At 64.6% G+C, this 21992-nt stretch carries 22 protein-coding genes and 1 pseudogene; 13 read left to right on the forward strand and 10 right to left on the reverse strand.

From position 1 onward, the window contains the following. Positions 1 to 24: 24 nt before the first annotated feature. The 3 genes from G6N44_RS10825 to G6N44_RS10835 all read right to left on the reverse strand — a co-directional run bounded on the left by G6N44_RS10825 (position 25) and on the right by G6N44_RS10835 (position 3024). Complete coding sequence (locus tag G6N44_RS10825) at positions 25 to 606, reverse strand: nuclear transport factor 2 family protein (protein ID WP_163663836.1); 582 nt, start codon at positions 604 to 606, stop codon at positions 25 to 27. Positions 607 to 608: 2 nt separating this feature from the next. Then, positions 609 to 1343: an SDR family NAD(P)-dependent oxidoreductase gene (locus tag G6N44_RS10830; protein WP_235683069.1), complete on the reverse strand. Its 735-nt coding sequence runs from the start codon at positions 1341 to 1343 to the stop codon at positions 609 to 611. Between the two features lie 184 nt (positions 1344 to 1527). Beyond that, positions 1528 to 3024: an aldehyde dehydrogenase family protein gene (locus tag G6N44_RS10835; RefSeq protein ID WP_163663840.1), complete on the reverse strand. Its 1497-nt coding sequence runs from the start codon at positions 3022 to 3024 to the stop codon at positions 1528 to 1530. 113 nt (positions 3025 to 3137) lie between these two features. Here G6N44_RS10835 and G6N44_RS10840 point away from each other — a divergent pair, with 113 nt between their 5' ends. The 5 genes from G6N44_RS10840 (at position 3138) to G6N44_RS10860 (ending at position 8160) form a co-directional block, all read left to right on the forward strand. After that, positions 3138 to 4340, forward strand: a complete 1203-nt coding sequence (locus G6N44_RS10840) for an acyl-CoA dehydrogenase family protein (RefSeq protein ID WP_163663842.1) — start codon at positions 3138 to 3140, stop codon at positions 4338 to 4340. Beyond that, positions 4337 to 5317: an acyl-CoA dehydrogenase family protein gene (locus G6N44_RS10845; protein WP_163663844.1), complete on the forward strand. Its 981-nt coding sequence runs from the start codon at positions 4337 to 4339 to the stop codon at positions 5315 to 5317. The genes G6N44_RS10840 and G6N44_RS10845 overlap by 4 nt, the downstream gene beginning before the upstream one ends. 23 nt (positions 5318 to 5340) lie before the next feature. Further along, entirely contained in the window at positions 5341 to 6483 is a 1143-nt protein-coding gene (locus G6N44_RS10850) for an acyl-CoA dehydrogenase family protein (RefSeq protein ID WP_163663846.1), read from the forward strand. Between the two features lie 118 nt (positions 6484 to 6601). Then, entirely contained in the window at positions 6602 to 7342 is a 741-nt protein-coding gene (locus tag G6N44_RS10855; protein WP_163663848.1) for a FadR/GntR family transcriptional regulator, read from the forward strand. Continuing rightward, positions 7339 to 8160, forward strand: a complete 822-nt coding sequence (locus G6N44_RS10860) for a PaaI family thioesterase (RefSeq protein ID WP_163663850.1) — start codon at positions 7339 to 7341, stop codon at positions 8158 to 8160. Before G6N44_RS10855 ends, G6N44_RS10860 begins: the two co-directional genes overlap by 4 nt. An 8-nt stretch (positions 8161 to 8168) precedes the next feature. On the opposite strand, the gene G6N44_RS10865 is transcribed toward G6N44_RS10860, so the two are convergent. The 3 genes from G6N44_RS10865 to G6N44_RS10875 are packed head-to-tail and all read right to left on the reverse strand — an operon-like array spanning position 8169 to position 11383. Beyond that, positions 8169 to 8987, reverse strand: coding sequence for an enoyl-CoA hydratase/isomerase family protein (locus G6N44_RS10865; RefSeq protein WP_163663852.1), 819 nt, complete (start codon positions 8985 to 8987; stop codon positions 8169 to 8171). Positions 8988 to 8999: 12 nt separating this feature from the next. Continuing rightward, positions 9000 to 10160 carry a thiolase C-terminal domain-containing protein gene (locus tag G6N44_RS10870; RefSeq protein WP_163663854.1) on the reverse strand — a complete coding sequence of 387 codons (1161 nt, stop codon included), beginning with the start codon at positions 10158 to 10160 and terminating at the stop codon, positions 9000 to 9002. After that, complete coding sequence (locus tag G6N44_RS10875) at positions 10157 to 11383, reverse strand: OB-fold domain-containing protein (RefSeq protein ID WP_163663856.1); 1227 nt, start codon at positions 11381 to 11383, stop codon at positions 10157 to 10159. The genes G6N44_RS10870 and G6N44_RS10875 overlap by 4 nt, the downstream gene beginning before the upstream one ends. 105 nt (positions 11384 to 11488) lie before the next feature. On the opposite strand from G6N44_RS10875, the gene G6N44_RS10880 reads away from it, so the two are divergent. From G6N44_RS10880 to G6N44_RS10895, 4 genes are read left to right on the forward strand one after another with little or no spacing between them, the layout of a single operon-like run. Next, positions 11489 to 12349 carry an SDR family oxidoreductase gene (locus G6N44_RS10880; protein WP_163663858.1) on the forward strand — a complete coding sequence of 287 codons (861 nt, stop codon included), beginning with the start codon at positions 11489 to 11491 and terminating at the stop codon, positions 12347 to 12349. Next, positions 12346 to 13491, forward strand: coding sequence for an acyl-CoA dehydrogenase family protein (locus tag G6N44_RS10885; RefSeq protein WP_163663860.1), 1146 nt, complete (start codon positions 12346 to 12348; stop codon positions 13489 to 13491). The genes G6N44_RS10880 and G6N44_RS10885 overlap by 4 nt, the downstream gene beginning before the upstream one ends. Beyond that, a complete protein-coding gene (locus G6N44_RS10890; protein ID WP_163663862.1) occupies positions 13488 to 14558 on the forward strand; it encodes an acyl-CoA dehydrogenase family protein in 1071 nt (356 codons plus the stop codon). The genes G6N44_RS10885 and G6N44_RS10890 overlap by 4 nt, the downstream gene beginning before the upstream one ends. A 34-nt stretch (positions 14559 to 14592) precedes the next feature. Continuing rightward, positions 14593 to 15372: an SDR family oxidoreductase gene (locus G6N44_RS10895; RefSeq protein WP_163663863.1), complete on the forward strand. Its 780-nt coding sequence runs from the start codon at positions 14593 to 14595 to the stop codon at positions 15370 to 15372. Positions 15373 to 15439: 67 nt separating this feature from the next. Here the strand turns inward: G6N44_RS10895 and G6N44_RS10900 are convergent, their stop codons facing one another. After that, complete coding sequence (locus tag G6N44_RS10900; RefSeq protein WP_163663865.1) at positions 15440 to 16267, reverse strand: enoyl-CoA hydratase/isomerase family protein; 828 nt, start codon at positions 16265 to 16267, stop codon at positions 15440 to 15442. A 172-nt stretch (positions 16268 to 16439) separates the two neighbouring features. Here G6N44_RS10900 and G6N44_RS10905 point away from each other — a divergent pair, with 172 nt between their 5' ends. From G6N44_RS10905 to G6N44_RS10915, 3 genes are all read left to right on the forward strand, one after another. Further along, positions 16440 to 17270: a mycofactocin-coupled SDR family oxidoreductase gene (locus G6N44_RS10905; protein ID WP_163663867.1), complete on the forward strand. Its 831-nt coding sequence runs from the start codon at positions 16440 to 16442 to the stop codon at positions 17268 to 17270. Between the two features lie 11 nt (positions 17271 to 17281). Then, positions 17282 to 18079 (forward strand): SDR family oxidoreductase, encoded by a 798-nt coding sequence (locus G6N44_RS10910; RefSeq protein WP_163663869.1) that lies wholly within the window; start codon positions 17282 to 17284, stop codon positions 18077 to 18079. A gap of 61 nt (positions 18080 to 18140) precedes the next feature. Next, entirely contained in the window at positions 18141 to 19253 is a 1113-nt protein-coding gene (locus G6N44_RS10915) for a cytochrome P450 (protein ID WP_235683070.1), read from the forward strand. A 174-nt stretch (positions 19254 to 19427) separates the two neighbouring features. Here G6N44_RS10915 and G6N44_RS10920 read toward each other — a convergent pair. Then, positions 19428 to 19814 (reverse strand): annotated as a pseudogene (locus G6N44_RS10920) (AMP-binding protein); the annotation flags it as partial. 86 nt (positions 19815 to 19900) lie between these two features. On the opposite strand from G6N44_RS10920, the gene G6N44_RS10925 reads away from it, so the two are divergent. Further along, on the forward strand, positions 19901 to 20521 hold the full coding sequence (locus G6N44_RS10925) for a cysteine hydrolase family protein (RefSeq protein WP_163663873.1): 621 nt from the start codon (positions 19901 to 19903) through the stop codon (positions 20519 to 20521). Here the strand turns inward: G6N44_RS10925 and G6N44_RS10930 are convergent. Beyond that, entirely contained in the window at positions 20501 to 21211 is a 711-nt protein-coding gene (locus G6N44_RS10930) for an Rv1363c family protein (protein ID WP_235683071.1), read from the reverse strand. The two genes, G6N44_RS10925 and G6N44_RS10930, sit on opposite strands and share 21 nt — an antisense overlap. Beyond that, positions 21211 to 21837 carry an Rv1363c family protein gene (locus tag G6N44_RS10935; RefSeq protein ID WP_163663875.1) on the reverse strand — a complete coding sequence of 209 codons (627 nt, stop codon included), beginning with the start codon at positions 21835 to 21837 and terminating at the stop codon, positions 21211 to 21213. The genes G6N44_RS10930 and G6N44_RS10935 overlap by 1 nt, the downstream gene beginning before the upstream one ends. Positions 21838 to 21992: the final 155 nt, after the last annotated feature.

The raw sequence follows: 21992 nt of genomic DNA on the forward strand, positions 1-21992 counted from the left end.
TCGCTTCACGTCAGTGGCTGGTGGTCAGTGGGAGCGGATCCCGAAGTGGATGTCGTCGATACCCCGAAACGGTGTGAAATCGGGCTTGCCGTACCACGATGGACGGGCCTGATGGCCGGTCTGGGGACGCGCCCAGTCGACCCAGGGCCCCCAATCGGCCCGGCTCAATTTGTCCTCGAGGGTCTGCGGGAAAGCACGCTCGGCTTTTGCATAGCGCCGAGCGAAATCCTTCATCTCGCCCATGATCCAGATGTCTTCCTCGCGACTCCACTTGCCGCCGCCGGCGTAGTCGACGATCTGATAGGACGGGAAATCGATCGGTGGACCTCCCGGTTCGGGGTTGTCCGCCCGGTTGAGGCACTCGTACACCACCCGGTCACCGTCGATGACGTACCACTTCAGGACGGTGTACACCATGGGCGAAGCGCCCATGGTGCCTTCAAGGTACGGCGCAATCTCGTTGGGGCCGATGAAAGTTCCGTAGAAATGGTCGAAGTAGGGCGCGTCGTCGGTGAACAGCTCGGCCCACCCAACCCAATCCTCCATCACAGGTCCGGTCAGGTAGTAATGGCGGAACTCGCGTTCGACCTCTGCACGATCAGCCATGGCTACGGTGCTCCTCCGTCGGCATAGATGGTCTGGCCTGTCACGAATGCGCACCGATCCGACAGGAGGAACGCGATCAGCGCACCGATCTCGTCGGGTTGGCCCGGGCGGGCCAGCGCCGCGTCGAACCCGAAGTCTTCGACAAGCGCACGCTCCAGCGCCTCTTCGTACGGATAACCCTTGTTCTCCGCGATGTAGCCGCGAATAGCATGCAGCGCATCGGTTTCCACTGCGCCCGGTGCGATGGAGTTGGCCCGGACACCGTCCTTGCCGTACGTACGGGCGATACCGCGGGTGAACGTCGCAACCGCGGCCTTCAGGCTGGCGTACGGCAACCGGGGCTCGTGCGGCGCACGTGACGAGTAGGCGGACGTGGTGACGACCGCCCCTTTCGTCTTGACCAGATGTGGGATTGCTGCTTGAACACTCCGCGTCGTCGCTAGCAGCACATCACGAAAGGCCGCGTCCCACGCCTCGTCGTCCGAATCGACCGGCATCATGCCCGCGGTGCCCATCGTGACGGCGATGCCGTCGAGGCGGCCCAACAGTGTCGCCGCCTCGGTCACGGCATCGACGGCCGCGCCTGCCTGGCTCACGTCGGCGGTGACGGCGTACACCGCCGACGCGCCGGCCTCCGCGAGAGCATCGGACGCCGCTTTGGCCCTCGTCTCATCACGGCCGATCACTGCGACCGCAGCCCCGTCAGCTGCCAACACCATGGCGCCTGCCAGGCCCATCCCAGCCGTACCTCCGACGAAGACATATGCCTTGTCGCGGACATTCAAATCCACCGACGATCGCCTTTCATTTAGTGAACAGTACTGTCAGAAGAGTATCGGACCCGGCCACCAAAATGAAGGGGTTATTCGGACAACCATGCAATTCAGCGGCAACAACAGTATGGACGATGACGTCAGAAATTTAGTCCGTCGTGTAGGCGATCACTTTGGTCTGCAGGTGCTGCTCAAATCCCTCGACGCCGTTCTGCCTGCCGATACCGCTCATCTTGTAGCCCCCGAACGGTGCATCTGCGGCGTAGAAGATGCCGCCATTGACGTTCACCGAGCCAGTGCGGATACGCCGTGCAACGGCCATCGCACGCTCGTACGAGCCCAACACCGTGCCGGCCAGGCCGTATGTCGAGTTGTTGGCCATCTCGACCGCTCCGTCATCGCCGCCGTCGTACGGCGTGATGGTGATGACCGGACCGAAGATCTCCTCCTGGAATACCCGGTGATCCGGGCGGACGTCAGCCAGAACTGTTGGTGCGACGAAGAATCCGCGGTCCAGTCCGGCGGGCGCCCCGCCGCCGACAGTCACCCGTGCGCCTTGCTCCTTGGCCACCTGGATGTAGCCCAGCACCCGGTCGCGCTGTTTTGCCGACACCAACGGGCCGCAGAAGTTCGCTGGGTCGGCCGGGTCGCCGACGGGCACTCCGCCGAATGTCGCGGTGGCTATCTCCACGGCTTCGTCATAGTATTTGCGCGGCACCAGCATTCGAGTGGTCAGGGCGCAGCCCTGCCCGGAGTGCATCAACGCGCCGATGCAGCCGGGAACCGTTGCGGCAAGGTCGACATCGTCGAGCAACAGGTAGACCGACTTGCCGCCCAACTCGAGCAGATTGCGCTTCATGGTCGGTGCCGTCAGCTGCTGGATCAGTTCCCCGACGGCCGTCGAGCCGGTGAACGAGATCATATCGATCCGCGGATCGGTCAGCAGGCGCTGGGCGACATTGTTGTCGGCGGCAGTCACGATGTTCACCACACCCGGTGGGATGTCAGTCTTTTCGGCGATGATGCGTCCCCAGCGGAGCACGCTCCACGGCGTCTCGATAGCCGGCTTGAGCACCATGGTGTTGCCGGTGGCCAAGATCTGACCGACCTTGTTGGCGACGATCTCGACCGGAAAATTCCACGGTGTGATCGCACCGACAACGCCCATGGCCTCTTTGACCACCATGCGGTTATAGGGAACACCCATTTTGGCGTCCTCGCCGAGCTGACGTTCCCAGGCGAACTCCGAGATGTGCTCGGCCGGCCAGCGGATCGCATCGGCCAGCGGCCAGTCCAACTGGGCGATGTACGTCATGCCCAACGGCGCGCCGGCCTCGGCGACCAACTCGGCGCGCATCTCCTCCTTCTCCTGCTGCAGCGCCTCGTGCAACTGCATCAGACAGTGCTGGCGGAACTCTCGGTTGGTCGACCAGTCGGTGCTGTCGAAGGCATGCCGGGCCGCGGCGATCGCGGCGTCCATGTCCTCGGCGCCGGCATCGGCGGCGATGCCGAGTACTTCCTCGGTGGCCGGGTTGATGTTGTCGGCGGTCCGACCGGTCGACGCGTCGCGCAACTGGCCGTCGATGAACAGCCGGGTCTCGGGGTTGAAGTTGACGGTGGCGGCAGCGATGGGTGAAGCCGTCATTGGCGGTCCCTCTCCTGGAAGTGTCAGCGTGGGCTATTGTAGCGGTTTATAGATAACTGTTTAGCGGATTCAGTTTCCTTTCTGAGTCCTTGACCCAATGAAGGGGGACCCGGTTGACCGCCCCTGCAGACAGCGCCGTAACCGGCCGCCGTCACGACGAATATGTCGCCCAAGTCGCGGTGTACCGCCAGGAGTTCCGGCGATACCTGTGTGAGCTGGACACGGCCGATCAATGGCGCTCGGCCGCGTTCACCAGCGCTGAGGACGGCCTGGCCCACGACGCCACGGTGATGGCCCGGCTGTACGCCGACGGCTGGAACCGGTACGGCTGGCCGGAGTCCGCAGGAGGCCTGGGCGGCAACGAAATACACCGCGCGGTGTACTACGAGGAACTCGGCCATGCGATGCTGCCGATCCCGGCCCAGCACTGGACGTTGGAGACGCTCGGGCCGGCCCTGCTGAAGTTCGCGCCGCACCTGGGCGCGCAGTACCTGCCCGGCTACCTCAGCGGCGCGGAATGGTGGGGGCAGAGCTTCTCCGAGCCGGAGTCCGGCAGCGACCTGGCCACTCTGCGCACGCGCGCGGTCGACGACGGCACCGGTGGGTTCGTCATCAACGGCCAGAAGATCTGGACCAGCCAGGGGCCGACCGCCGCGCGCCTGCTGGCGCTGGTGCGCACCGGTGCACCGGAGAGCCGCCACCGCGGGCTGACCATGATGATGGTCGACGCCGACGCACCGGGAGTCACGATCCGCCCGATCGCACTGGCCAGCGGACGCCGTGAATTGGCCGAGGTGTTCTTCGATGACGTCCGCGTCGACCGCGCGCGGGTGGTCGGCGACGTCGACGGCGGCTGGGCCGTGGCGATGCACCTCATGCAGTACGAACGCGGCATGTACGGCTACGCCGTGCTCAACAAGGTGCTCACCGAGTTGGGCCGCCTGCGAGAAGACATGGTCACGGCAGGTGCCACCGATGCGCAGCGCCAGCGCTTCGCCCGGGTGTATGTCGACGTGGCGGCCGCGCAGGCCCGTACCGCTACCACTGTGCGCCGACTCGCCGCGGGTGAGGCGGTCGGCGCGGACAGCAGCATCGACAAGCTGCTGTTCGGCCGGGCCGAGAAGGAGGTCAACGACCTCATCTTGGACATCAACCGCGCACACATGCTCGCGGGCACCGGAGGCGCGGCGCTGAACACCGCGCGCGCCGAGTGGTGGTATTCGCGAGCCGCGACGGTGATGGGCGGCACAGCCGAAGTGCAGCGCGGCATCATCGCCGACCACCTGCTCGGCCTCCCGAAGGAGAGGGGTAAATGACCGACGAATCGTGGCCGATGGTCGAGGTGGCGGTATTCCGTCTGTTCGACGAGCTGGCCGGCAAGGGCACCCCCCAGCACGTGGCGATCGGCCCGCGGCTCGCCGACCTGGGCTGGTCGGATATCGAGGCCGAGTACCCGGTCGAGGCGTGCGAGTTGCTGTTCCGCGCCCAGGGGCGATCGCTGGCGCTCACCGACTGCCTGGACCGCGTCATGCTGGCCGAGTTGGCCGGTGTGCTCGACGAGCGTGTCGATCACGTCCTGCTGCCCGATCTGGCCCGTGGACATGTTCCGGGTTCCAACCAAGGCCAGGTGTCTGGCATCGTGCTCGGCCCGCTCGAAGGCCGATTGATGGTCCCGGTATCTGGGCCGATGGGAACCGTGTCACTCGGTGTGGTCGACACGTCACGGCTACACGGCGAGCGGCTGGACACCTTCGACGCGTCGGCGTTCTGGACTCGGGTCAGCGGACCCCTGGATGCCACCCTGGTCGAGGCGTCGGCCCAGTGGAACCAGGCCGTCGCCGCGGCGCAGCGTGCGCTCGCTACTGAGCTGGTGGCACTGGCAGAGCAGGCGCTGCACATTGCGGTCGAACACGTCAGCGTGCGCGTGCAGTTCGGCGGACCGATCGGATCGTTCCAGTCGCCCCGACATGCACTCGCCGACGCGTCGGCTGTGCTGGCCGGCGCGCGGGCCCTCCTCGGGGAATCGTGGCGGTATGGCGGCCAGCTGTCAGCGGTGACAGCGAAGTCGGCGGCCGGACGGGCACACCGCGCGGTCAGCGATGTGGCTTTACAAGTGTGCGGTGCGATCGGCCTGACCGCCGAGCACGATCTGCACCGCTACGTCACGCGCGGCTTCCAGCTGGATGCGCTGTGCGGTTCACATGATCAGCTCGAGTCGTTCCTGGGCGAACAACTCTTCGAGACCTACGGCCCAGGCTGCGCGCTACCCGCCGTCGTCACCTGGGCCAACTGACCTGCCGAGCAGAGGGAAAGTACATGCGCCGCAACATCTTCGAGGAAGTACACGATGACTTCCGGGCTACCGCACGAGCATTCTTCGAACGGGAATGCGTCCCGAACGTCGAGAAGTGGGAGAAGGACGGCAAGGTCAGCCGCGAGGCCTGGCTGGCCGCAGGCGAACACGGCTTGATCGGCTGGGAGTTCGACGAAAAGTACGGCGGATTGGGTGTCAAGGATTTCCGGTTCAACCAGATCATCTCCGAGGAGATGTTCCTGACCGGGTCCGTCGGCATCGGCTTGGGCGTGCAGAACGACATCCTGATGCCGTACCTGAACAACCTCACCACCGACGAACAAAAACAACGGTGGCTGCCCAAGTTCATCGCCGGCGAGTACATCGGCTCCATCGCGATGTCCGAACCCGCGGCCGGATCGGATCTGGCAGGCATCAAGACCACGGCCCGCGACGAAGGCGATCACTGGGTGGTCAACGGCCAGAAAACCTTCATCAGCAACGGTCTGCTGTCCAAACTCGTGCTCACCGCGGTCAAGACAGACCCGTCCGCAAGGCACAAGGGCATCAGCCTGCTGATGATCGAAGACGGTATGGAGGGGTTCACCCGCGGCCGCAAGCTCGACAAGATCGGCCAGTACTCCGCCGACACCGCCGAACTGTTCTTCGAGGACGTCAAGGTCCCCAAGGAGAACCTCGTCGGTGAACTCAACCGCGGCTTCTACCATCTGGTGTCGAACCTCCCCAGCGAACGGGTCGGCGTGGCCTGTTACGCGCTGCCCGCTGCCCGCCGTGCGCTCGATCTGACCAAGGCCTACGCGTTGGAGCGCACCGCGTTCGGCCAGCCGATCGGCAAGTTCCAGGTCAACCGGCACTTCCTGGCCGAGATGCAGACCAAGCTCGACGCCGCCCAGACCTATCTGGATCAGTGCGTGCTGTCAGTCAACGACGGCACTCTGAGCGATCAGGACGCTGCCGGATTGAAGTGGTGGACCTCGGAAGTCCAGTGGGAGATCATCGACCGCTGTTTGCAGATGTACGGCGGATACGGCTACATCAACGAGTACGAGGTAGCCAGGCTCTGGCGTGACTCGCGGGTCCAGCGACTGTACGCAGGCACCACCGAGATCATGAAAGATCTCATGGGTCGGGCGATGGGGTACTAGAGATGCCGCGATGATCTTGGTCACGGGCAGGCTGCGTATCCCCGGATCGAGACGAGGATTCGGTTAACCTGCAAAACAGTTAATAGATTCATGCTTTGCACTAACGGTGGAGGTTGCAATGGAGGTCACCAGTCTTCGGGAGCCGAAGATGGCCGATCGGGTGGCCACGGTGCTGCGCCGGATGTTCATCCGGGGCGAGATCACCGAAGGCACCATGCTGCCACCGGAATCCGAACTGATGGAGCGCTTCGGGGTGTCGCGGCCGACCTTGCGGGAAGCATTCCGTGTACTCGAGTCGGAGTCACTCATCCAGGTCCAGCGCGGTGTGCGAGGCGGTGCCCGCGTCACCCGGCCACGCCGCGAAACGTTGGCCCGCTACGCCGGCCTCATCCTCGAATACGAGGGTGTCACCGTCAAGGACGTCTACGAAGCCCGGGTAACCCTCGAAGTGCCGATGGTCGAGCAGTTGGCCAAGGACCACGATCCCAAGGTGATTGCCGAGCTCGAGGAGATCGTAGAACGCGAGTCACAGTTGGAACCGGGCAGCGACGCCGTCGACCAACTCACCGACTTCCACGCCGCGATCTCTCGCTTGTCAGGCAACGCCACGTTGCAGATCGTCAGCGACATGCTGCATCACATCATCGAAAAGGCCAACCGCTCGTTGCAGCCCACCAAGGGCACGCGCGCCGAACAGGCGGTCCGCCGCTCTGCCAAGACACACCGGATGGTGCTGGACATGATCAAAGCGGGCGATGCGGAAAAGGCCGGCGAACTCTGGAAGAAGCACCTGCAGAAGGCAGAGGAGTTCGTCCTCACCGGATCCGAATTGTCGACTGTCGTCGATCTTCTCGAATGACAGGGGTAGACGAACGTCCCACCGAGTATGATCTGGAGACGCCGGACTCCATTCAGGTGCGGTTCGGGATCGAGTACCTCGAATCGCGACCGGACGAATGTACCGCGGTGTACTCGATGCCGATGGAACGCTTCCGTAACCCCGTCACTGGTGCACCAACGGTCGGGCCGTTGGCCATCCTGGTCGACGCAGCAGGCGGGATCGTCAACCATTACCGCCGCCCCACCGGCCAGTGGACGGTGTCGTCGGAGTTGTCGCTGGAGCTCAACCATGATGACATCCGAGATCTCGACGGATCCGTGATCGCAAGCGCACGTACCCTCGGCCCATCAGGGTCCGCATCGCTGTCAATCTGCACGCTGACCTACCGAGGCTCCGTCATCGGCGGCGGTACGGTTCGGTCTTTCTTCATACCGGCTGATGGGGTACTCACCGAACGGCCACCGGAGACGTTGCAATGCGGTGCCGAGACCACGTTGGCGGACTTGATGGCTTTGGAGGTCCGCCGAGACGCCGGCGATTGCGTACTGGCGCAGCGTGTCGACCCCAACTTGAACAACGACATCGGCATCGTGCATGGCGGTGTGGCGGCGGCCGGGCTCGAACTCGCCGCGTCAGCGGCGATCAATGGGACCGACGGAGCGCTGCGGACGGGCTCGTTACGGGTGAACTTCCTGCGCCCGTTCTTCGCCGGGACGGAGTCCCGCTACGTGGGCACTCCGCTACGGGCGGGCCGCAATACGGGCGTCGGCGACGCGCAGGCCATCGGTGACGACGGGAAGGTGGCGGTCACCGCGCGGGTGACCGCCTACCGCTGATTTGATCCCTACTTCTTGGAGTCCTTGGAGCGGGACCGGAAAGCAGCCACTCGTTCCTTGAACTCCGGTGTCGAGAACGAGGTCAATTCCTCGGCCAGTGCGTATTCCAGCACACCGTGCGCCGCTCGTGACAGGTGCATGTTGAGCGCCACCTTCGACGACCGCAGAGCCTGCGGCGGCAGGGCGGCCAGTCGCTCGCCGAGCGCCAGTGCCTCATCGAGCACCGCGTCATCATTGACCACCTTGGTGACCAGGTTCAGCTTCTCCGCTATCGGCGCGGTAATCCGATCACCAAGCAGCACATATTCCTTGGCCTTCATCATGCCGACCAGTAGGGGCAGCATCGCCGCACCACCGTCACCGGCGGTCAGTCCGACCGCGACATGCGGATCGGCCAGATAGCTGTTCTCCCCCATGACCAGCAGATCGGACAGCAGGGCGATCGAGCAGCCCAGCCCCACGGCAGGCCCGTTGACCGCGGACACCAGTGGCTTGGGGAAGTTGATCACCTCGAGAAAGACCGTCCGCGCTTCGTGTATCTGGAATGCCCGCGCGGCCTCGTCCTCGATCAGGCGACCGAACATCACCATGTCGCCGCCGGCCGAGAAGGCCTTGCCAACCCCGGTGGTCACGACCGCGCGCACGTCGTCATCGGCGTCGAGCACCCGCCAGATGGTGGCGAACGCATGGTGCACCTCTTCGGTGACGGCGTTGAGCGCCTCGGGGCGGTTGATGCTCACGACGTGTACGTTGCCGCGCTTCTCCACCAGCAGCCACGGGGCGAACTGTTCGTAGCCGGCTAGCGTGGCGATCTCGGATGTCGTCATTGTGGTGTCCCGTCAGTTCTTCTGGTTGGAAAGGATGGTGACCGCGGAGACCGCGGTCGGGCCGCCGATGTTGTGCGCCAAGGCCACTCGCGCACCGTCGACCTGATTCTCGGCTTCACCACGAAGTTGGTTGAACAGTTCGTAGCATTGCGCGACGCCGGTAGCGCCGGGCGGGTGTCCCTTGGCCTTCAAGCCACCGCTGGGATTGATCGGCATCGCCCCACCGACGTAGTGCTCACGCCCCTCGACCAGTTTGTACGCCTCGAATCGCTCGGCGAACCCGAGGTCCTCGTAACTGATCAACTCGACCCCGGTGAAGCAGTCGTGGACCTCGGCCACGTCGATGTCGCGGGGTGTCACGCCGGCCATCTCCATCGCGGTCTTCGCGGCGCGCACCGTCGGGGGGAAGGTCGTCATATCGGCCTTATGTTGATGCATCACCCGATCCATACCCAGACCGACGCCGCGCACCCAGACCGGTCGGTCGGTGTAGCGGTCCACGACCTCCTCGGCGGCGAGGATGACCGCCGCCGCGCCGTCACTCTGCGGGGTGCAGTCATACAGCCCGAACGGCTCCACCACGATCGGCGCGGACAACGCCTGCTCGACGGTGATCTCGTACCGCAGTTGGGCTTTCGGATTCTTCAGCGCGTGGAAGTGGTTCTTCACCGCGACCATCGCCATGTGCTCCTTGGTTGCCTGCGACTCATGCAGGTACCGATTGACGTGCAGCGCGAAGTTGGCGGGCGCCACCAGCCCCAACGGATAGTCCCAGGCGTTGTCACGGGTCATCGCCGCCCAGTCCCAGAACGTGGTGTTGGACGCGGTCTCCCTCACCTTGTCTGCACCGACCACCAGCACTACGTCATACAGACCCGAGGCGATCGCCAGAGTGCCGTTGCGGATCGCGTCATTACCAGTGGCACAGGCATTCTCGACGCGGGTGACCGGGATGTCGGTGAGGTCGAGGGTGTCGGCCAGGATCCCCGACGGGAATCCGTCGGTAGTGGACAACTCGCCGAACCAGGCGGCCTCGATGTCCGACTTCTTGATGCCCTTGTCGACGTTGGCGACGCATTCTGCGTAGGCCATCGGGATGAGGTCTTTGATGCCGAGCGCGAAGTGCTCGGCGAACGGGGTCATCCCCGCCCCGACCATGGCGACTCTTCTCATGCTTGGACTCCCTTGGGTGTCGCAGGGTGGAACGCGTATCCGTAATCGGGGACGCCGGCGCGGTCGGCGATCTTGCGCAGCACCACCGCCCCGGCCTGACCGATGGTGGCCTCCCCCGCGGGGACACCGGTGACCTTCATCAGCACCCGTACGGGACTGTCGTCGAGTTGGACGACGGCGATCGAGTACGGGCTGGGCAGGTCTGGTACGGGGATTCGAATGGTGGTCTGGGTGTACACGGTTCCCGTGCGCGGCAACGGTTCCAGCCGGTAATCGGTGACCAGCTCACCGTCATCGTCGACACGGGCGCGCGGCGGGAACTGCGGCGCGGTGTCGATGCCGGGCCGTTCGTCGAATACTGCCGCCTCCCATCGCAACTTGGGCTCGAACGCGCGGGCGTAGGCGGGCAGCGAGATCGGGATGCCATTGCCGTCGGCCGTGCGGAACGTCGGTAGCTCCCGCGCCGGGGCCTCGTCGCGGGTCACCGTCGGGGCTTCAACTGGCCCGCCGGGCAGGGTCAGCTCGGCCGCCGTCACACTCGACTGCTCGACGGCCACCAGCAGACCGCCCACGTGACCGCTCTCGACGAGGTCGGCCAGTGCCCGAATCACTCCGGATGCCGACGAGATCGGGTCTTCGGTCGCACCGGCAACGTCGACGTCGCCGCCAAGTTCTTTAGCCTTCACACCTACGACGGCCGCGACCGTCTGGGAGTTGTTCAGCCCCATTCGGGCGACCGTCGACTTGACCCCGATCTCCCGTTGTAGCCGGGGGTCGCCGTAGCTGTGACGGGTGCCATCCTCAGCACGCACGGTGGTGGGCAGGCTGCGAGTCTGCCGGGCGACTGGCGCCAAGCCGGTGCCTTCGGTGCCGATCAAGACCGCGGCCGCCCCGGCTACCGTTGCATCGTCGGCGGCGATGACGAGAGTGCCCTCGACCGCCGCGACGATCTGATCGAGCGCTGCAGGTCCGCCACCCAGCACTTCGCTGACCGCCACGTCGGCGGGCAGCGACAACCCCGCCAGCAGCACCGCGCCATTACCCCCTTCCAGCAACGGGAAGTCGCGCGTCACCAGCACGACCTGGCGCGCGGTGGCATCCGGGTCGGCGGCTCGCCCGGCGGCGACTGCCATGGTCAGAGCGTCCTCGTCGGGCCCTTTCACCCGACGTTCACGCACGGTCCATGGCGGCAGATAGGTGCCGATCGCGGCGACCTGAGTCATAGAGCCTCACTTCGGTACACGGCCGCGTTACAGCAGCCAACTAATGCGCTATATAGTTATAGCATTCGAGATATGGGTGAGTGACGGCGGAAGGACAACCGAACTGTGAGCATTCCTGCTCCCCGAGCCCTGGGGGACCGCGTCGTCGTGGTGACCGGTGCCAGCCGCGGCATCGGCGCCGCCATCGCCGTGCGCGCGGCGGAGGATGGGGCGGCCGTCGCGCTACTGGCCAAAACCGAAACACCCAACCCCAAGATCGCCGGCACCTTGGCCGAGACCGCGGACGCTGTGCAGTGCGCAGGTGGCCGGGCGCTGCCACTGGCCTGCGATGTACGCGATGCCACCGCGGTGGCCGCGGCCATCGAGGCAGTCGCTGAAGCGTTCGGCGGCATCGACGTCGTGATCAACAACGCCGGCGCGCTGGACCTGCGATCAACGGAGAGTCTGCCTCCAAAGAGCCTGCGCCGCCTGTTGGAGGTCAACGTCGAAGGTCCGTTTGCGGTTATCCAGGCCGCCTTGCCGCACCTGCGCCGATCGTCGAATGCGCATGTTGTCAATATCTCTCCCCCGCTGAGCCTGGAGCCCCGTTGGGTGGGCACTCACGTCGGACACACCGTTGGCAAGTACGCCGAAAGCCTGCTCACCCTCGGCTGGGCCGACGAATTCGCCGGGGTACCAATCGCGGTGAACTCGGTGTGGCCGGCCACCACCATCGCCAGCACCGGAATGATGGTCGCCATGGGTGAGGCGGCGGTGCGCGCTCAGGCCCGCAAGCCGCAGATCATGTCTGACGCAGTGCACGCGTTGATCACCCGAAACGCTGCAACGTGCACCGGAAACTTCTATACAGACGAGGAAATCCTTCGCGAAGAGGGCTGGGACGATGACGATTTGGGTGAGTACCGGTTGGCCGCCCGCGAAGAGGACTTGACGCCCAACTTCTACCTGTCGTCGGCCGCCCGGTGAATGCGACCGACGCGGCTGTACGCGAATCTGACTTGGCCAAACTGCGTTCCGTCGTGCGGGATTTTCTGGCCGCCGATCGCGCCGAGTTCGGCTGGCAACCCGCCGTCGACTCCTGGCTGGGCGGTTGGGACGAGGGGTTCTCGGCACGGCTGGGCGCCGCCGGGTTCGTTGGCCTGACGATCCCGCGCCGGTACGGCGGCCACGAATTCGGCCACCTGCACCGCTACGCGGTGACCGAGGAACTGATCGCGGCAGGAGCGCCGGTGGCGGCGCACTGGACCGCCGACCGCCAGGTTGCTCCGAGTCTCTTGACCTACGGCACCGAGGAGCAGCGCGAGAGATTGCTACCGAAGATCGTTGCGGGCCAGCTCTATTCGTCGATCGGCATGAGCGAGCACGGCGCCGGGTCCGACCTGGCAGCGGTGGCGACCAAGGCCACCCGAACCGATGGCGGTTGGCTGCTGTCCGGAACCAAAGTGTGGACAAGCGGAGCCCACCATGCCCACCAGGTCGTGGTGCTCGCTCGTACCAGCCCTGCCGACCCCCAGCACCGCCACGCCGGATTCAGCCAGTTCCTGGTGCCGTGTGCTGCCGAGGGCGTCCGTGTCGAGCCCATCGTATTGATGTCCGGCGCGCACCACTTCAACGAGGTGATCTTCGACCAGGTCTTCGTTCCCGATGCTGACGTGCTGGGCGACGTCGGAAATGGTTGGCACCAGGTCACTTCGGAGTTGTCCTTCGAACGCAGCGGGCCCGAGCGCATCCTGTCCACCGGTCCGTTGCTGTTCGCCGCGATCCGCGTGCTGGGTTCCGGACCTACACCCGATGACCGCTCCGCGGTTGCCGTCGGTGAGCTGTTGGCCCGATTGATCTCATTGCGGCAGCTGTCACTCTCGGTCGCTCGCAGGCTCACCAACGGTGGCGATGCCACAAACCAGGCAGCGTTGGTGAAAGACCTCGGCACCCGCTACGAGGCCGAGTCGGTCGAGCTGATCGCGGATCTGATCGAGGCGTTACCCCCGAACCCGGAGCTGGAGACGATGCTGAGAACGGCCTGGCTGCACAAGCCGATGTTTACGTTGCGCGGCGGTACCAATGAGGTGCTGCGCGGCGTGATCGCTCGCGGGATGGGGTTGAGGTGACTGCACTCGCAGGAGGAGTATTCGGCACCGATGGCCGCGAGGACAACGATGCCGAACTTCGGCAGCTCGTCGACGATCTGGGTCAGCTTGCCTTCGATGCCCGGCTGGGCCACCGAGGCCTACCCGACAGATTCGATGCGGACCTGTGGCGAATCCTCGAAGACGCCGGGCTGACCCGCCTGACGAGCACCCCGGATGTGGACGCCGGCCCGCGGGAGCTCGCAATGACGCTCTATGGTCTGGCCCGTCATGCCGGATCGGTGCCGTTGGCCGAAACCGACCTGTTGACAGGATGGTTGGGCCGGCAAACCGGCATCGACTTGCCGGAGGGCCCGCTGACAGTCGCTATCGCCGACGGTGATACCGACGGCTGCCGGATCACTGGGACAGCACGGTCAGTACCGTGGGCACGATCCTGTGCGGCGGTGCTGCTGGCGGTTCGCATTCCGGATGGATTGCGTGTCGGCCTGGTTGAGGTACCGCCCAGCAGCCTGCAAGAAGATCACAACCTCGCCGGTGAACCCCGCGATTCGATCACGTTCGATCTGCCCGCCGATCAGTTGCGTGCCGTCGCCCCGGCACTGGGTGAGGAACTGACGCGGCGCGGTGCGTGGTCGCGCTGCGTGCAGATAGTCGGAGCGCTGGACGCTGCCGCGGCACTGTGTGTCAATCACACCCGGGAGCGTGTCCAGTTCGGACGCTCGCTCAGTGCTTTCCAGGCCGTGCAACAGTCGCTGGCCGGCATGGCCGGGGAGATCGAAAAGGCCCGTGCAGCTGCAGAACTGGCAGTGACTGCGGCAGTCGAGCACGGCTTCGATTCGGCCGATACCGACTATGCGGTCACGGTGGCGAAAGTGACTGTCGGACGCGCCGTCGGTCCGGTGACAACCGTCGCGCACCAACTTCACGGTGCAATCGGCGTCACACGCGAGCATCCCCTGTGGCTGTTCACCTTGCGCGCCCAGAGCTGGGCCGAGGACTACGGCACCGCCACACATTACGCGCGCCGGCTGGGCCGCCTGGCCCTAGCCGCCGAGGATCCGTGGGATCTCGTCGCGGCGACATGAAGCAGTCGAAAATAACAGTAGAAAGGGAGAACTGGTGACAGTTAAGAAATTCGAAGGCGCGTCGGCGATTGTCAGCGGCGGTGCAGGCGGCCTGGGAGAAGCTGCAGTACGCCGGCTCCACGCCGACGGACTCGGGGTGGTGATCGCGGATCTCGCCGTCGACAAAGGCAAGGCGCTGGCCGATGAGTTGGGCAGCCGGGCGCTCTTCGTCAGCACCGACGTGACAAGCGACGACAGCATCCTCGGTGCGATCGAGCAGGCCAACCAACTCGGTCAGCTTCGCTACGCGGTCGTCGCACACGGCGGTTTCGGTGTCGCCCAACGGATCGTGCAGCGCGACGGCAGCCCAGCCGACTTGGGTGGTTTCACCAAGACCATCGACCTCTACCTGACCGGCACCTACAACCTGACCCGTCTGGTGGCGGCATCGGTGGCCGGCACAGAGCCTCGTGAGGACGGTGAGCGGGGTGCCATCGTGATGACCGCCTCGGTGGCGGGATATGAGGGGCAGATCGGCCAGACGGCGTATGCCGCGGCGAAGGCGGGTGTCATCGGGTTGACCATCGCTGCCGCTCGCGACCTCAGTTCGGCTGGTATTCGGGTCAACACGATCGCACCGGGCACCATGAAGACGCCGATCATGGAGTCGGTGGGTGACGAGGCCATCGCCAAATTCGCCGCCAATATCCCGTTCCCGAAGCGGCTGGGCACACCTGACGAGTACGCGGACGCCGCGGCATTCCTGCTGAGCAACGGTTACGTCAACGGCGAGGTTATGCGTCTCGACGGGGCGCAACGATTCACCCCTAAGTAGCCCGCCGACGAACGTCGCGGCCACGGTCTGGCGCACCCCTCATGAGCGCCAGACCGTGCGTGGCGCACTAGAGTCGGCCGCCAATCTGCAACTCGGGGTGTACCCAGGCCGGGGAGTTCTTCTGCTTGAACGCGCGGAAGCCTTCCCGCGCCTCAGAGCCGAACAAGCTTGTCTGCATGCCGATCCGGTCGTACAGGCCCAGGTAGTTGTCCAGGCTGGCCTTGATCACGCTCCGCGCTCCCGGCGCAGTCCGGCAGCATTGCGCGAGAAGCTCTTTCGCAACATCCAACAGCTCATCGTGTGGAACCACCCTGGTCACCATGCCCCAGTCGAGCGCCTCTTCCGCGGTGAGGGTCCTCCCGGTGAACATCAGGTCTTTGGTGCGGACCGGGCCGATCAGCCGTGCGAGCACCTGGCTGTAGTACGTGTCCGCAATGCCACGGAAGAGCTCGGGCACCCGGAACGTAGCCCGGTCGCTGACGACAGCGAGGTCGCTACACATCGCAATCTGCAGACCACCTCCCTGGCAGAGCCCGTTGACCGCTGATACCACCGGCTTCGGCGACTGGCGCAGCACGTCGAAGGGTGTGACGTCCATACCCATGGTCGATGCGAAATCCATCCAGTTGTCCTCGGCAGCTTGGCCGAGGTCGCCGCCCGGCGCGAAAACGTCGCCGGTGCCGGTGATGAGCAGGCCGGCCAGGTCGGCGTCGGCATTCACGTGGTTGATGGCATACCGAATGCCGAAGTACATCGCCGGCGTCATCGCATTGCGTGCCTGCGGGCGGTCCAACGTGCAGATCGCAAACGCACCTTCCCTTTTGAAGGTGAGGAAGGGAGTACCCAGCCAATCGCCGTCAGGTGGTCGCGGGCCGCTGTTGGCAGTGTCGGACATGTGATATCCCTTCCAGAACGTCGTTGGCCAGTATCTATCAAATTAGCGAAATAGTTGTATGTTTCCAAACTTCCGGCGTAGCATCCTCGACGTGGCACACATCACAACGCCATGGCCGGAGCGCATCCCACCGAGCGCGCCCGATATCGATCGACAACCGGAGGAATACAGAATGGGTTCACTCGACGGCCGGGTCGTCTTCATCACCGGCGCCGCCCGCGGACAGGGCCGGTCGCACGCGGTGATGTGCGCAGAAGAAGGCGCCGACATCGTGGGCGTGGACATCTGCGAGAACCTGGACGTCGTGCCCTACGCCCTGGGCACATCCGAGGACCTGGAAGAGACTGCCCGCCTGGTCGAGAAGACCGGCAGGAAGATGATCACCCGAAAGGCCGATGTCCGGGATCTTGCCGCGCTGCAGGAGGCATTCGACGCGGGCGTCAAAGAATTCGGCCACGTCGACACCGTGATCGCCAATGCGGGAGTCGTACTCACCAACGCCGACGAGCGCGATGCCTCCGAAGCCTTGCGACTGGGCCTCGACATCATGCTCATCGGCGTGTGGAACGCCTTCCAGGTCGCGATCCCGCACCTGAAGGAACGCGGCGAAGGCGGCAACCTGATCGCGACCAGCTCGATGATCGCGCTACTGGACCTGACCGATGGCCGTGGCGGTAGCGACGCCTATCTGATGTCGAAGGTGGCCATCGTCGGCCTGGTCCGTGCCTACGCGGCCATGCTCGCGGCCGACCGCATCCGCGTCAACGCTGTGGCACCGACCAACTGTGCGACGCCCATGATCACCGACAACCCGGCGCTGTTCAAGGTGATCGAGGAGAGCCCGCATATCGTCAACGCCGTTCAGACCGCGCTGCCGGACCTACCGCTGATCGAGCCGCGCGACGTCTCCAACGCCATCCTGTTCCTCATCAGCGACGCGGGCCGGTCCTTCACCGGGAGCATGTTGAAGGTAGACGCCGGCATGGATGTGCGGCGAGGCTAGCAGCGGCGCCCATGCACTACGGAATCGAGGGGCGGTCAGCACTCGTCGTCGGCGGCAGTAAGGGGATCGGCTTCGAGGTCGCCAAAATGCTTGCCGCTGAGGGTGCTCCGGTGGCCCTAATGGCCAGGACAAAGACAGACGTCGACGTCGCGGTGGAAGCGATCCGGGCCGAGGGCGGCACCGCTCTTGGCGTCCCCGCGGACGTCAGCAGCGGGGAGCAACTCACCGAGGCCATCGGCGAGGTTGCCGCCGCGCAGGGCCCGCCACTGATTGTCGTCGGTCAGGCCAAATATCAACGGCCCGGCGACTTCGCCGACATCACCGACGTCAATGCCTACCGCGAGTCCTTCGAAGCGCACACCATGAGCCAGATCCTGCTGCTGCAGGCGGTGCTTCCAGCGATGAAGGATGCCGGCTGGGGCCGTTTCGTGCACATCGGGTCGGCCACGGCCAAAGAGCCCGCAGGCAGCATCCACCACGCCGTGGCGAACACCAGCCGGCCATCGACCATCGGCTTGCTCAAGACCGTGTCCGATGAATATGCCCGGTATGGCATCACGGTGAACACTGTCGCGCCGGGATGGATCGAGACACAAAACGCGATCGACTACCTGCAGCACCACCTCGGCACGAGCTCCGAAGCACAGCGGCGTGAGTTCATGTTGAACCAGGCCCGCGTGCCTGCCGCACGGATGGGCAAGCCCGGCGAGATCGCATCGCTCATCACCTATCTGTGCTCCGAGCCCGCCGGATATCTCACCGGCGGTTGGATTGAAGTCGACGGTGGCCTGCACCGGTCGGCCTTCTGACTCTGTAGGAGAATACGTGGAAACCCTTGGCGCACCCGAACTCTCCTATGCAACCCTGCCGATGGCGACTGACCGCAGCACCGGCTGGAAGACGTTGCGTGACGCCGGTCCGGTGGTCTTCGTCGACGGCTGGTTCTACCTGACCCACCGTGACGACGTGCTGGCTGCCCTGCGGAACCCTGAGTTGTTCTCATCGAAGAAGGCCTTTGACGTCCTGGGCAGCCCGCTCCCCCTGGTACCGATCTCCTTCGATCCCCCAGAGCACACCCGGTTCCGCAAGATGCTGCAGCCGTTCTTCAGCCCGCACACCCTTGCTGAGATGCTGCCCTCCCTGCAGAAGCAGGCGATCGACATCATCGACTCGGCGGCCGCCAAAGAGGTGTGCGAGGTGGTGACCGATATCGCGATTCCCTACCCGTCACAGGTGTTCCTGACACTGTTCGGGCTGCCCCTAGAAGACCGAGACCGGTTGATCGGATGGAAGGACGCGGTCATCGCGCTGGCGGATTCACCGTCGCTGGACGGTGCCGACCTGACACCTGCACTCGAACTGTTCGCCTATCTCACCGAGGCGATTAACGAAAGGCGGGCGAACCCGGGCCGCGACATCCTGTCCCAGGTGATCACAGGAGAGGATCCCCTCGACGATGCAGAGGCCATCGGCCTGAGTTACCTGTTCGTACTGGCCGGTCTGGACACCGTCACCGCCGCGATGACTGCCGCACTGCTCGAGCTGGCCTGTAATCCGGGACTGCGGAGCACCCTCCGCGCCGACCCTGACCAGATTGGCGTGTTCGTCGAGGAGATCGTCCGGTTGGAGCCGCCGGCGCCAATGGTCCCACGGGTAACCACCGCAGAGGTCACCATCGGGGATATCACCCTGCCCCCGGACACGCAGGTTCGGCTCTGCATCGGTGCGATCAACCGGGACGGCAGCGACGAGATCTCAACCAACGAAGTGGTGATGGATGGAAAAGTGCACCGGCACTGGGGCTTCGGCGGTGGTCCACACCGCTGCCTCGGTTCGCACTTGGCCCGTATGGAACTGACGCTCATCGTCGGAGAGTGGCTGCGCCGCGTCCCCGAGTTCGCACTCATGCCCGGCTACCAGCCGCAGATCGTGTTTCCCGCGAACACCTTCGGGATTCACCGACTACCACTGAAACTTGGCTGATCTTTACACCGTCGGCGAGTATTTCGCGACCAGCTGCTGCTTGTACAGCTTGCCCGTATCGGTTCGCGGCAGTTGCGCCTCGAACGACAACGACCGCGGACACTTGTAGTGCGCCAATCGGTCTCGCAACCAGCCGAGGAGCTCCACTGCGAACTCGCCGGCGGCCTCCCCCGGATCAGGCAATCCGTCGGGCCGGTGTTCTGCCAGCCGTTCGCAGACTGGACGCATCGCACGCGAGCCGACAGCCGCTTTCGCGCCACTGTTGTCAACGATGTAGGCCGCCTCAGCCGCCGTCAGGTGCGTATTGACCAGCGCGTAGTGCAGCCTGCTGCGCCGGGCCGCCCACATCACAGCGTGCACGTGCTCGTTGTTCTCCATGATCACGGCAACGGTGTCACCTTCGTGCAGACCGACAGCACGCCAGAAGTGCGCCAGGCGATTAGCACGCTCCTCCAACTCGGCGAAGCCGATCGCCTCGCCGGATCCGGCGAGGATTACCGCCGGCTTGCCGGATGAAGCGTGTTCACGAATCTGGACGAGGGTCCTTCCATGAAGGCGCAGGGAGATATCTCGAAAAGTGCTATGCGATAATCGATTTCATGACCCATTTGTTGGCTTTAGCGTGAAAACTCAACTAGGTTTGAGCGATGCCAACACCACTCGCTGATCCCAGCAACGTCGCCGTCGTTTGTGTGGAATGCCAAAACGGTGTGCTCGGCCCCGATGCGGTGTTACCCGCACTGGCTACCGACTCCGCGGACCTGGTGGGAAACATACGTCGATTACTCGACAGCGCACGCGAATTCGGTGCGCGGGTGGTGCATGCAACCTACGAGGGCGACCTGGGCGGTCGACCAACAGGAACCGCACGGCTGTGGAGGGCGCTGGGAGCTGCAACTGCCGAGTGGAAGCCAGGGAGCTCCGCCACGTCTGTAGTTCCCGATCTGCTGGCCCCCACTGACCTGGTGCTGCCACGGCACCACGGGTTGTTCCCAACGTCGGGCTCCGAACTACTGCCGGTGCTGAAGGGCTTCGGTGTGACGACCATCGTTCTTACCGGAGTCTCGTTGAACCTGGCGATCACCCACACCGCCGGCGACGCCACACAGGCCGGGTTTCATCTCGTTGTGCCGCGCGACGCCGTCGGCGGTACGCCCGCCAGTTATGCACAGCAGGTGCTGGACAACACCATTGCCGTCCTCGGTCGGCTCACTACCGTCGACGAGTTGATCCACGAATGGTCGGGATCAGACGGGATCAAACCCTGACATGAGCCAGCGATCCCCGACCTTGTCGAGCGTCACCCGCACGCTCGACGCAGAGTCGGTCGGGCGGTCCTGCCCGACAGTGGTGGTCTGATTGACGAACACGATGACGACCGCACGGTTCGGCGTCGCTGAGACTGAAGCAGCCCCAGGAATTGTCGCTACTGCGGTGATCTGCTTCTGTTTGGATCCCGGAATCACGACGTCATCGGTCAGCTGAGCGTAGGAGTCACGGAAGTTCCCGGTCAGCAGATCCCGCGCTGCGGTGAGATCCGCTTCTACATTGTCCGGCTTGTACGACAGCAGCGCGACAGTCGAATCCTTGGCCACCTGAACGGATTCGACAGCTGCCGCCTCAGAGGCACGGACCGTTGAATCTCGCCATTTCAGCATTCCCGCGGCGAGCCCGAGCACCAAGATCAGGCCTGGCAGCACCCCATATGCGAGTACGCGGGTCCAGTTGATTCCGCGCTGCGCACTCGAAGCCTCCGACTCCGCGGCTGCACTGTTACCTCCTGTACCCCCCGCGGCATCACTGTCGTCGTCTGCCGTAGGTAGTACGTCGTCCTGGTCGGTATCCGCGTCCGTGATGTCATCGGCAACTGGCTCCGCGGTGTCACAGTCAACACTGTCGTCGGCAGCCGCCTCGTCAATAACGGCGTCCAGGTCGGCACGCCGCGTCTTCAGCTTGATCACGCTACAAACCCCACATTCGATACCTTGACGCCCTCGCCGACCTTCTGCACTGTCATACGCATCCGCCACGATCGGGGCTGTTGTTCCGGCACACCGATGTTGGAGGTTTTGACTGTCACCGCAACGATTGCCTGGGCCTCGTCACCCGTGACGGATTCCAGACCCGCGTCGGTAACGGTGCCCACCGACTTCGATTGCGCCTTTTTCACGACGTCGACGAACGGCTCTGCGCGCTGGCTGAAGTCATCGTGGAATTGACCCGTGGCGGAGTCGAGGATGCGTTGAACATCGGAGTCGACGTTCTGGTAGTCGATGGTTGTCAGGTTCAGCGCGCCTTGTCTGGCGACCTGCAGGTACAGCTCGCGTTCTTCCTTGGCCTGCTGAGACTGGTGGGCACGAAAGCCGAGCCAGCCGGTCAGACCACCCAGCGCCACAACCCCGATGAGTCCGGCGATGAGCGCGAGCCGCAGGGGCGAGGTCGCACCCTTGGCTACCGCCGCGTTGTCAGCAGCGTCGACCTCTGTTCCATCACCGTCGTCAGTAGCGGCGTCGCTGTCTACGACAAGCTCGTCGACGTCGCCGACCCCAGTCACCGTCCCGACGGCGTCTGCTTTGTCTGCCATGTCTGCTCCTTTGCGTCATGGGCCACGTTGGTTGGGCGTGAAGCTTCTGCCCTGCCTGGATGTACGTTCCGTCGCCGGGTCATACTCGGCGACCGCCTCTTGCCGGATGCGACGGTGGTGCAGTCATCACTGCAGGTGGGGCCGCCAACCCCGGC

This window comes from Mycolicibacterium alvei, assembly GCF_010727325.1.
GTDB lineage: Bacteria > Actinomycetota > Actinomycetes > Mycobacteriales > Mycobacteriaceae > Mycobacterium > Mycobacterium alvei.